At 64.0% G+C, this 9,786-nt stretch carries 10 protein-coding genes; 7 read left to right on the top strand and 3 right to left on the bottom strand.

Annotated elements, in window-relative coordinates; translation table 11 throughout:
* Window positions 1-25: 25 nt before the first annotated feature.
* The 7 genes from VAE54_RS05450 to ruvA all read left to right on the top strand — a co-directional run bounded on the left by VAE54_RS05450 (window position 26) and on the right by ruvA (window position 6,209).
* The gene (locus VAE54_RS05450) at window positions 26-886 is read left to right on the top strand and encodes an alpha/beta hydrolase (protein ID WP_322800928.1); all 861 of its coding nucleotides are present in this window, start codon (window positions 26-28) and stop codon (window positions 884-886) included.
* A 10-nt stretch (window positions 887-896) separates the two neighbouring features.
* Window positions 897-1,556 (top strand): metallophosphoesterase family protein, encoded by a 660-nt coding sequence (locus VAE54_RS05455; protein ID WP_322800929.1) that lies wholly within the window; start codon window positions 897-899, stop codon window positions 1,554-1,556.
* Between the two features lie 113 nt (window positions 1,557-1,669).
* Window positions 1,670-2,899: a S8 family serine peptidase gene (locus tag VAE54_RS05460; RefSeq protein WP_322800930.1), complete on the top strand. Its 1,230-nt coding sequence runs from the start codon at window positions 1,670-1,672 to the stop codon at window positions 2,897-2,899.
* 416 nt (window positions 2,900-3,315) lie between these two features.
* Window positions 3,316-4,077 (top strand): YebC/PmpR family DNA-binding transcriptional regulator, encoded by a 762-nt coding sequence (locus VAE54_RS05465; protein ID WP_322800931.1) that lies wholly within the window; start codon window positions 3,316-3,318, stop codon window positions 4,075-4,077.
* A complete protein-coding gene (gene ruvC, locus VAE54_RS05470; protein WP_322800932.1) occupies window positions 4,077-4,562 on the top strand; it encodes a crossover junction endodeoxyribonuclease RuvC in 486 nt (161 codons plus the stop codon). Before VAE54_RS05465 ends, ruvC begins: the two co-directional genes overlap by 1 nt.
* Window positions 4,563-4,642: 80 nt before the next feature.
* On the top strand, window positions 4,643-5,533 hold the full coding sequence (locus VAE54_RS05475) for a response regulator transcription factor (protein ID WP_322800933.1): 891 nt from the start codon (window positions 4,643-4,645) through the stop codon (window positions 5,531-5,533).
* A gap of 82 nt (window positions 5,534-5,615) precedes the next feature.
* Window positions 5,616-6,209: a Holliday junction branch migration protein RuvA gene (gene ruvA, locus VAE54_RS05480; protein ID WP_322800934.1), complete on the top strand. Its 594-nt coding sequence runs from the start codon at window positions 5,616-5,618 to the stop codon at window positions 6,207-6,209.
* A gap of 76 nt (window positions 6,210-6,285) precedes the next feature.
* Here ruvA and phnE (VAE54_RS05485) read toward each other — a convergent pair whose 3' ends face one another.
* The 3 genes from phnE (VAE54_RS05485) to phnC all read right to left on the bottom strand — a co-directional run bounded on the left by phnE (VAE54_RS05485) (window position 6,286) and on the right by phnC (window position 9,660).
* Window positions 6,286-7,434, bottom strand: coding sequence for a phosphonate ABC transporter, permease protein PhnE (phnE, locus tag VAE54_RS05485; RefSeq protein WP_322800935.1), 1,149 nt, complete (start codon window positions 7,432-7,434; stop codon window positions 6,286-6,288).
* Window positions 7,435-7,541: 107 nt separating this feature from the next.
* Entirely contained in the window at window positions 7,542-8,912 is a 1,371-nt protein-coding gene (gene phnE / locus VAE54_RS05490) for a phosphonate ABC transporter, permease protein PhnE (RefSeq protein ID WP_322800936.1), read from the bottom strand.
* Entirely contained in the window at window positions 8,902-9,660 is a 759-nt protein-coding gene (gene phnC / locus VAE54_RS05495; protein WP_322800937.1) for a phosphonate ABC transporter ATP-binding protein, read from the bottom strand. The genes phnE (VAE54_RS05490) and phnC overlap by 11 nt, the downstream gene beginning before the upstream one ends.
* Window positions 9,661-9,786: the final 126 nt, after the last annotated feature.

Consider the following 9,786-nt stretch of genomic DNA (forward strand, 5'->3'; position numbering starts at 1 on the left):
GCTTATTTTACAGGAGAGGGAGAGAATGTCGATGACCTGGGGGGATCGCATGGAGGCTGCTCCGCTTCTGGAAGCGGACGTCCTGGCCCGCTGGGGACCCCGCCCCGGGGAAGGGCCGCTGTGCCCGTGCGGCGAGCCGTTCTTCTTCCCCGGCGGATCCCTCGGTGTGTTGCTGATCCACGGGTTCACGGGTACCCCTCAAGAGATGCGGCGGCTCGGGGTTTTCCTGGCCGATCGCGGGTGGACGGCGCTGGGGATCCGGTTGCCTGGCCATGGGACGCGGCCGGAGGATTTGCGCGGGGTGACCTGGCGGGATTGGGCGGAGGCGGTGGCCACCGGTGCGAAGATCTTGCGGGAGCGATGCGAGTATGTGTTCCTGTGCGGCCTCTCGCTGGGCGGCGTCCTCGCCCTCTATGAGGCAGCCCACCAACCTCCGGACGGCCTGATCGTTATGGCCTCCCCTTACCGGATCCGGGATATCCGCCTTCGGTTTCTCTGGCTGTTGAAATGGCTGATCCCCCATGTCGGGAAGCGATCATCGGAGCTCCACGATCCCGAGGCGCAGGCGGAGCCGGTTTCATACTCGTGGTATCCGATGACAGCGGTGGAAGAGGTGGTTCGGGCGGTTCAGGCGGCGGCCGCTCGCCTCCATCAGGTGCAATGCCCTGCCCTGCTGATCTACTCCCGATCCGACCGCACGGTCCCTCCGGACCAGGGATGGGCGGTTTATCACCGGCTGGGAAGCCGCGACAAGACGATCCACTGGCTCATTCACAGCGGCCATGTCATTCCTGAGGATATTGAGCAGGAAGAGGCTTTCGAGCAAATCGAGCGCTTTATTCAGCGCGTGGTGAAGCAGAAGGCGCGCGGGGTCGCGGAGCGCTGAGGGGAGTGTTATGCGGACCATGACCGTGGGCCTGATTGCGGACACTCATGTTCCCCAGCGGCTGGAGCGTCTTCCCCCTCCAGTGATCGAGGTGTTCCGGGGCGTTGCCCTGATCCTGCATGCAGGGGATCTCAATCGCTGGCCGGTGCTGGATGAGCTGGCTCGCCTGGCCCCGGTGGTGGCGGTCAGGGGGAACGCCGATCTGGGGCTCCGCCTGCCGTGGCGGGAGGTCGTAGAGATCAATGGGGTCCGGATCGGGCTGGTGCATGGCCACGGCGGATGGCCCGTCTACCTGAAAAATAAAATCCGGGAAACAGCCCTCGGCTTCGAGCCGTTGCGGTATCTACGGTATGCGCGTTTCGCTTTCCGGGATCCGGTGCATGTGATCGTCTCTGGGCATACGCACCGGCCCCATCTGGTTCGTGTGAACGGGGTCTGGCTGGTGAACCCGGGCCCCGTGGCCCCGGATTATTATGTCCAGCAGGGGCCGGCGGTGGGTCTTCTCCATGTGAGCCCCGCGGATTTGCGGTATGAGCGAATCGATCTCTCCACCGGAAGAGCCCGGGATTGGGTGCTCTCCCTTGACTTCCCGGGAGAGGGGCAGGAAAGGCAGGAGGGGTGGGAAGGGCAGCCTTCCTTCCTGTCTCATAACCCATATCTCTATAGTTAATTCATGCGGTGTAATCATGTGGCGAATTCAGGATTTGAGCGGTGGAGCGAGGTAACGGGTTTTCTGCATTTGACCCAGCATGGTCAGGGAAATCCACCATATGGAGGAAACCCATGGGGCGGCGATGGCTGGTTCTTCTGACGGTCCTGGTCGCGGGCTTAACCGGCTGGGTTCCTCGCACTCCGACCACGCAGGGGCTTCCGCCGGGCAGTTATGTGCCCGATGAGCTTCTGGTGAAGCTCAAACCGGGCGCGGATCCGGCGGCGCTGGCGCGGGCCTTTGGTTTCCGCCTTCATCATCAGACCCTCCTCGGCGTCTGGGTGGTGAAGGTTCCTCCTCAAGCCATCGATGCCGTGCTGGCCGCGTTGAGCCGCCATCCTCAAGTCGAATATGTAGAGCCCAACGGTATAGCGAGCATCGCGCTGGATCCCAACGATCCTTATGACAACACCACCTGTTATAATTCCTCGAAGTCCGGATGCGTGTCTCAGTGGGCATGGGGGAAGATCCAGGCCTATGCGGCCTGGGATCTCACAACCGGCTCCAGCGCGATCCGCATCGCGGTGGTGGATACGGGGATCGACAATAGCCATCCGGATCTTCCCGCTGTGGTTGCGCAGCGGGATTTCGTGAACAACGACAACAACGCGGAGGATGATAACGGCCACGGCACCCACGTGGCGGGGACCATCGGGGCGTTGACGAATAACGGGATTGGGGTGGCGGGCATGAACTGGCAGGTCAGTCTGCTGGCCGCCAAGGTCCTGGATGCCAGCGGGTCGGGGACCTACGCGCAGGTGGCGGATGGCATTGTGTGGGCCGCGGATAACGGCGCGAAGGTCATTAACCTCAGCCTGGGCGGTTCCATTGGCTCGCTCACCTTACAGAATGCGGTGGATTACGCCTGGAATAAGGGGGCGGTGCTGGCCTGCGCCGCCGGCAACAACGGTTCCAGCGCCAAGACTTACCCGGCGGCTTACACGAACTGTATCGCTGTTGCCGCCACGGATGAGAACGACAACAAAGCCTCGTTCTCCAATTACGGTGCCAAGTGGGTCGATGTCGCCGCGCCAGGGGTTCGGATCCTTTCCACCATGCCGGACACGCCTGTCTATTTGACCACGCAGTATGGTTACCGGACCACGTATGACGCCCTGAACGGCACCTCTATGGCAACCCCCCATGTGGCAGGGCTGGCGGGGCTGGTGTGGGCGAGCGGCCGGTGCACCACCAACACCTGTGTCCGCCAGCGGATCGAGACCACCGCCGATCCGATTCCGGGCACCGGGCGCTACTGGTATTGGGGGCGCATCAACGCCTACCGGGCGGTTAGCGCCCCTTAGAACGCTTATCCCGTGTTGTTATAGCTGAGAGGGGATGGCACCTGATCGGGCCGCCATCCCCTTTTTATTTTTGTTGCTGTTGAACTCGTGCGGCCGGGTAGGGATCGGTAAGAAACACCCATCCTCATCATAGAGGGGGCGAAGCGTTCTCCGGTGGACGCAGGGAACACCCTTTAATGCCCCGCCCGGTCTCCAGAGTCCCTATGGGGAGATATCCCCTGGGCCGTTCCTATGATAGAATTGCAGTGGCGTCGGGTTTCAGGCGAGCGTGCTGACCCCTCATTAAGGGGATTCCGGCGGCAATCGGACGGCCGGTGGTTGCTTCGCCTGTCACCCGAATGATCGGGCCGGCTTGAAAAGATCCCCCGGAGAGAGGCCTGTTACTCGAACATCATTCGGAAGAGGAGGGAATCTCGATGGCCGGACACAGCAAATGGGCGAACATTAAGCATCGCAAGGCAGCCATGGATGCCAAGCGAGGACAGCTCTTCAGCCGCCTGACCCGGGAGCTGATCGTCGCGGCCCGGGAGGGAGGGCCGGACCCGGAGACGAACCTGCGCCTGCGGCTGGCGATCGAGCGGGCGCGCGCCGCCAATATGCCCAAGGAGAACATCGAACGGGCCATCCGGCGCGGGGCGGGCCTCGAGAAGGGGGCGGAGCAATTCGAAGAATTGCTTTACGAGGGATATGGCCCCCATGGGGTGGCGATTATTGTGCGGGTGCTGACAGACAATCGAAACCGGACGGTGGCCGAGCTCCGCCGGATCTTCTCCCGCCACGGCGGCAGCCTCGCGGAATCCGGCGCGGTGATGTGGAACTTTGAGAAGAAAGGATACATTGCGATCCGACCGGATGGCCAGGATCCAGAGAAGATCTTCGAGCTCGCCATCGAGGCCGGGGCGGAAGACGTGGAGATCAGCGAGGATCTGGTGGAGATCTACACCGCGCCGGAGGACCTCCAGGCGGTCCGTCAGAGCCTGCTGCAGGCCGGCCTGACCATCGACAACGCGGAGCTGACCATGCGACCTAAGACTCGGGTGACCCTCGATGACCAGGCGACCATGTCCGTGATGTCGCTGGTGGACGCCCTGGAGGAGCTGGACGACGTGCAGCAGGTTTACTCGAACCTGGAAATCTCGGACGAGCTGATCCGCAAATACGAGGCTCAGGCCGCCTGATGCGGGTGCTGGGGATCGATCCGGGGATCGCCATTACGGGATATGGTCTGATCGAGGACCGGGGAGGGGATCTCGAGGCCCTGGCTTATGGGGATATCCGGACGCCGGCGGGGGACCCCCTTCCGGTGCGTCTCCGGGAGCTTTACGAGGCCCTTCGCTCACTGATTCAGCGTTACCGTCCGGATGTCGCCGCCATCGAGCGCGTTTTCTTTGGTCGCAATGTGACCACCGCTTTCGCCGTCGGCCAGGCGCGGGGCGTGGCGCTGCTGGCGCTGGCCCAGGCGGAGATCCCGGTCTATGAATACACGCCAGCCGATGTCAAACAGGCGCTGGTCGGATATGGGCACGCTCCCAAAGCCCAGATCCAGGCCATGATCCGTATGCTCCTGCGCCTGCCTCAGATCCCCCGCCCGGATGATGTGGCGGATGCCCTCGCGGTTGCGATCTGCCATCTGAATCACGCTCGCCTTTCAGCGATCCTTTAACGGTCGCCACCAGAGGTAGGGGTGGCACGGATCGGATTCGGGAAAACCTCTCCGGGGCGGCGCATCGCACGAGGTCCCGCATGATCGGCCCGGTTCTGATCGTGGAGGATCAGCCTGCGGAGGCGCAGGCGCTTTATGAGCTGCTGAGCTGGAGCCGTCGGCCGGCGGTGGTGGCCCCGGATCTCCGAACTGCCCGTCAGCGCCTGCTGGAGCTTCGCCCCACCGTGATCATCCTGGACCTGAACCTGCCGGATGGGGATGGCCTGGCCTGGTTGAGGGAGTTGCGCGCCCGATCCTTCGGCTGGAACCTGACCATTCTGGTGGTCTCCGGGCGCACCGACCCGGATCACATCGCGGAGGCCCTCCTGACTGGGGCTGATGATTACGTAACGAAGCCCTACGCTCCGCAGGAGCTCCTGGCCCGGATCGCGGTGGCCGAACGCCTGGTCGCGCTGCGCGTCGGGTTCCGCTGGCTCGCGGCCTTCCGCCCCTCCCTTCCAGACCATGGGCGTTATCCCTCCGCCGGGATCTTGGCTCTGCGCCCCCCGGATTCCAGGAGTCCGTCGCATCTGCTCCCCGAGTGGGCGTGCTGGGCCCGTGGCCTCCGGCAGGGAAACGGGATTCTCCTGCCTATCCCGGATGGAGGTCTGCTGGCCCTGTTCCCCAGCGTGGCGCGGGCGCTCAATGCCCTTCGGCATGCAAATCCAGAGGCATCCTCATGGAGGGCCGTGCTCCACATCGGATCCGTATCGGTGGGATGGTTGGAAGGCCCGGGGCTGGCCACAGGGGCGATGTTCGGTGAGGCCGTTGAGGAAGCGATCCGGCTGGCCTACCTGCTTCCGGCGGGTGTGTGGCTGATCACCGATCCGGCCTATGCAGCGCTCCCCACGCCGCCGCCTGCCCGGCCATGGCCGCCGGCCGTGGAGCTCGCGGGGCTTCCCGCGCGAGAGCTTCAAAAATCCGGCGAATGAAAATATATCGGTTATTCCCTTCGTCGGCGGTGATCTCTGAAGAGAGGACCTGCTACGGAATTCCAGGAGTGGATGAGGCGCGATGCTGGTTCAGGTGCGTGGGATTGTGGAAGCGATTGGGAAGGATTGGATCCGGCTGGATCTGAACGGCTGGGTGATCCAGGCCCATGTCCCTCCCAGCGTGCTGGCCCGCGCGCGGATCGGGGAGCCCATCACGCTGCATACGGCCGTGGTGACCCGTCTGGAAGGCCATGGGCTGGTCTTCACCCTTTATGGGTTCGCCGACGAGGATGAGCGGGAGCTCTTCGAACAGCTGCTTACCGTGAACGGTGTGGGGCCGCGGGCCGCCCTCGCGCTGCTGAGCCTTTCCGCTCCTGCCCTGCGGGCGGCCATCGCCCAGGAGCAGGTGGATGTCCTCCGTCGGGTGCCTGGCATCGGACCTAAAACCGCACGGGCGATCATCCTTCACCTGAAGGATCGCATCGGGGTGGGGCCAGCACCGGGGGTTCCGATCCCGCGGGCGGAGGATACGGAGATCATCGCGGCGCTCACGGCGCTGGGCTACAGCGTGGTGGAAGCCCAGGCCGCCCTGGCCCATGTGCCGCCGGATCCCAACCTGCCTCTGGAAGAGAAAATCCGCCTTGCCCTGAGTTATTTCGCTCGTCCCACGCGATAGTGCTTCAGCGCAGACCCCCTGGGCTGTCGGTTGGGGCCGATAAGAGCCACCGGTAGGAGCCACTTCACCATTGATCTCATCGGATGGCCTCGCGCAACCGTGCGCTGACATAATCCATCGCCGAGACCACCGCAATGATCGCCCACACGGCCGTCCCGGCCTTATGATAATCCGTTTGATCGATCCACAGCTTCAGCTGATACCCAATCCCTCCGCCGCCCACAAACCCCACAACCGTAGAGATCCGGACATTGATATCCCAGTGATAAATGATGAACGCCAGGAACGGCAAGGTGATCTGAGGGATCACGGCGTAGCGGATGACCTGGAGGGTGTTCGCCCCAGTCGCCGTAATGGCTTCCACCGGCCCCGGGTCGATGGTCTCGATGACTTCGGAGAAGAGCTTGCCCAGGTTGACCACGGTGGCCACGGTCAGGGCCAGCACGCCGGCGAAGGGGCCGAAGCCGACCCATGTGGCGAAGATCGCCGCCACTACGAGGGGCTCGATAGAGCGCACCACATTGAAGATCGTGCGGATGAGATAATAAATAGCGGTCCCCGCAGGGCCCCGGGCGGTGAGGTTACGAGCGGCCAGAAAGGAGAGGGGTACAGCCACCCCGGTGGCCAGGGTGGTGGCCATCAGCGCCAGGAAGATCGTTTGCAGCGTGAGCTCCAGAGTGCGGGTCAGCGCCGGGCTGATCTGCCATCGTCCCTCCCATCGGGCTTCCGCCTGCAGGCGGGCGCCGCCTTCCTGGACGAGGAGGGGCCGGATCTCCACATCCAGCTCAAAGTGGCCAGCGGCATCCGTCCGGGTCCGACCGGCCAGCAATTCGCCGCCCAGTGGCAATTGCGGGCTGGGGGGGAAAACCCATCGCAGCACCAGCTCGCTCCCCGGGCGAAACCCTTCCCCCCGAATCCGAATCCGCGTTCCCGTCGAGGCGCATGGCGGGAGGAACATGCGGGGGCCTTCGCCCACCTCCACCGCTTCGGGGGGGTTCCCGGATTCGCATGGGACCCTCACCGGCGCCTCCACGCGCTGGATCCCCCGTTCGGGGATCAGGATCTCCGGCGTCAGGAAGGCGGTGAAGATCTCCTGGGCACGCCGGGCCGCCTGAGGCTCCACCAGTTTCCTCGGGTCAATGCCCACCACGTGCCAGGATCCGGCGTAGATGCCGAGGGCAAGCAGCGCCCCGATGATTTGAAGCCATCGGCGGTGTCGGCGCATCCTGGAAGCACCCTTTATTTGAGTAGCGTTTATGCCGTTGGGTTCGCGTTCGGGAAGACTCGCTGGCCTCTCTCTTCCCAGAGCTCGCACGGAAGGCGCCCCTGCTTTCATACGATCCGACGCCGCACCCGGGCGCTGACGTAATCCAGCGTCATCACCACCAGGGCGATGCCGATCACCGCTGTCGCGACCTGCCGGTAGGCGCTCAGCCGGATCCACTCGCTTAGCCGGAACCCGATCCCTCCGCCGCCCACGAAACCGATGATCGTCGACATGCGGACGTTGATGTCCCAGCGATAGACCGCGAAGGAGACAAACTCCGGCACGACCTGAGGAACGACGGCGTAGCGGATGACCTGGAGGCGGTTCGCTCCGGTGGCCGTTAACGCCTCCACCGGGCCCGGATCGATATGCTCGATGACCTCGGAGAAGAGTTTCCCCAGCGCAGCGATCGAGTGCACCATTAAAGCGAGCATCCCAGCGAAGGATCCCAGCCCCACCCACACCACGAACACGATTCCGAAGATCAGAGGCTCCACGGAGCGGATGATATTAAAAAACCCGCGCATCGCGTAGTAGATCGCCCGAGCGGGCAGGGAGCCGCTCATCAGATTCCGGGCGGCCAGAAAGGAGAGAGGGGCGGCGATCAGCACGGCAAAGGTGGTGGCCAGCAGCGCGATGGCCACCGTCTCCCCCATTTTCTCCGCGACCTCCAGCAGTGCTTCGCTGGGACGGGGTCCTCCGATCACCCGCACGACGTGGAGCTCCAGGAAGTGGGTCTGGGATTGGCCGGGAGGCGGCTCGAACCCCAGCGGAACCGCCCGGGGGACGATAAAGGCTGTGCGGAATCGACCGGAGGCATCTGCCTGCAGGGAAAGGGGACGGCCCTCCTGGAGGATCCGCTGGCGCTCCCCGATGGGATTCACCCACCACAGTTCCAGGGAGGGGCCTGTCGGGAATCCCTTTCCCTGAAGGGTGAGGAGATCCCCCGCCTGCGCGCAGTCCGCGGAGAGCCAGACCTGAGCCTCCCGTTGTATTTCCCTGGGGGAGGGTGGGTGCGTGCAGGGGACTTCCACGGGGATCCGATATATCTGCCGTTCCGTGGGGTAGGTCAGGAGATCCGGTTGCGTGAGGGCGATCAGATATGGCCGCATTTTATCGAAGCGCTCGAAGGGAGCCAGGGGGTGGATCTCCGTAACCTCCCAGCCCACCCCGTAGATCGCGGCGAGAGCGACCAGCGTGGCCGGCCACAGACGGGGCCGGCGGCCTTTCCATCGCCGCCAGGCATCATAGCCGGTGCCCATCCACCACAAGCCGGCCGAGATCCACAGCCAGAGATGGCCCCGCCACATGGCGAGGCCGACCAGCGTCAGGGAAACTCCCAGCCAGATCCCGGCCAGGGTGCGCAGCCCCATGGCAGAATAGGCCAGACCGGGAATGATCAGGTAGCTTCGTGGGGGCCGGCGCTCAGCCGCCAATGCGCTCCGCCTCCTGCCCGTAGATTTCCTTAAAGCGACGATCATCGATCTCGTCCGGACGCCCATCGAACACCTTGATGCCGTCCTTCAAACCGATCACCCGGGTTGCATAGCGATGGACGAGATCCAGGAAGTGGAGGCTGCAGAGCACGGTGACGCCGTCCTTGCGGTTGAGCTCCTCGATGTAGCGGAGGATGGAGTGGGCGAGGACGGGATCCAGGCTGGCGACCGGTTCATCCGCCAGCAGGAGGCGGGGCTCCTGCATCAGCGCCCGGGCGATGCCCACCCGTTGCTGCTGCCCGCCGGAGAGCTCATCCGCCCGCTTATCCGCCAGATCCGCCAGCCCGACGCGTTCCAGAGCTCGCATCGCCCGTTGCACTTCCGAAGGGGGGAAATAGCCCAGGAGGCTGAGCCAGGGGTTCACATACCCCAGACGGCCGGTGAGGACATTGGTGAGGACGGTGGCGCGTTTGACCAGATTGAACTGCTGAAAGATCATTCCGATCTGACGACGGATCTTTCGGAGCTCCCGGGGCGAAGCCGCGGTGATGTCGACCCCGTTCCAGATCACCCGTCCGGAGGTCGGCTCGATCAGGCGGTTGATACAGCGCAGCAGGGTGCTTTTCCCCGCCCCGCTGAGCCCGATGATGGCCACAAATTCCCCGTCCTCAACCGTGAAACTGACCTCGTGCAGCGCCCGCGTCCCATCCGGATAGATCTTGGTGAGGCGATCCACGATCAACGGCATGGAGAATCATCCTCAGGGCTTTGTCCAGCATGAACGGGATGCGCACCGCCGGGCGGGAGGGAGAAAAAGACCCCAGAATTCCCTGGAGAGAGATCCACTGTGCAACCCTCAACGGGGGGTGGGGGC

Origin of the sequence: Thermoflexus sp., from assembly GCF_034432235.1 — a bacterium.
Classification (GTDB): domain Bacteria; phylum Chloroflexota; class Anaerolineae; order Thermoflexales; family Thermoflexaceae; genus Thermoflexus.

What these genes read in the sequence shown, in the direction of transcription:
- VAE54_RS05465 (WP_322800931.1), top strand. Translation starts at nt 3,316, where the DNA reads ATGGCCGGACACAGCAAATGGGCGAACATTAAGCATCGCAAGGCAGCC.
- ruvA (WP_322800934.1), top strand. Translation starts at nt 5,616, where the DNA reads ATGCTGGTTCAGGTGCGTGGGATTGTGGAAGCGATTGGGAAGGATTGG.
- VAE54_RS05475 (WP_322800933.1), top strand. Translation starts at nt 4,643, where the DNA reads ATGATCGGCCCGGTTCTGATCGTGGAGGATCAGCCTGCGGAGGCGCAG.
- VAE54_RS05460 (WP_322800930.1), top strand. Translation starts at nt 1,670, where the DNA reads ATGGGGCGGCGATGGCTGGTTCTTCTGACGGTCCTGGTCGCGGGCTTA.
- ruvC (WP_322800932.1), top strand. Translation starts at nt 4,077, where the DNA reads ATGCGGGTGCTGGGGATCGATCCGGGGATCGCCATTACGGGATATGGT.
- phnE (WP_322800935.1), bottom strand. Translation starts at nt 7,434, where the DNA reads ATGCGCCGACACCGCCGATGGCTTCAAATCATCGGGGCGCTGCTTGCC.
- VAE54_RS05455 (WP_322800929.1), top strand. Translation starts at nt 897, where the DNA reads ATGCGGACCATGACCGTGGGCCTGATTGCGGACACTCATGTTCCCCAG.
- VAE54_RS05450 (WP_322800928.1), top strand. Translation starts at nt 26, where the DNA reads ATGTCGATGACCTGGGGGGATCGCATGGAGGCTGCTCCGCTTCTGGAA.
- phnC (WP_322800937.1), bottom strand. Translation starts at nt 9,660, where the DNA reads ATGCCGTTGATCGTGGATCGCCTCACCAAGATCTATCCGGATGGGACG.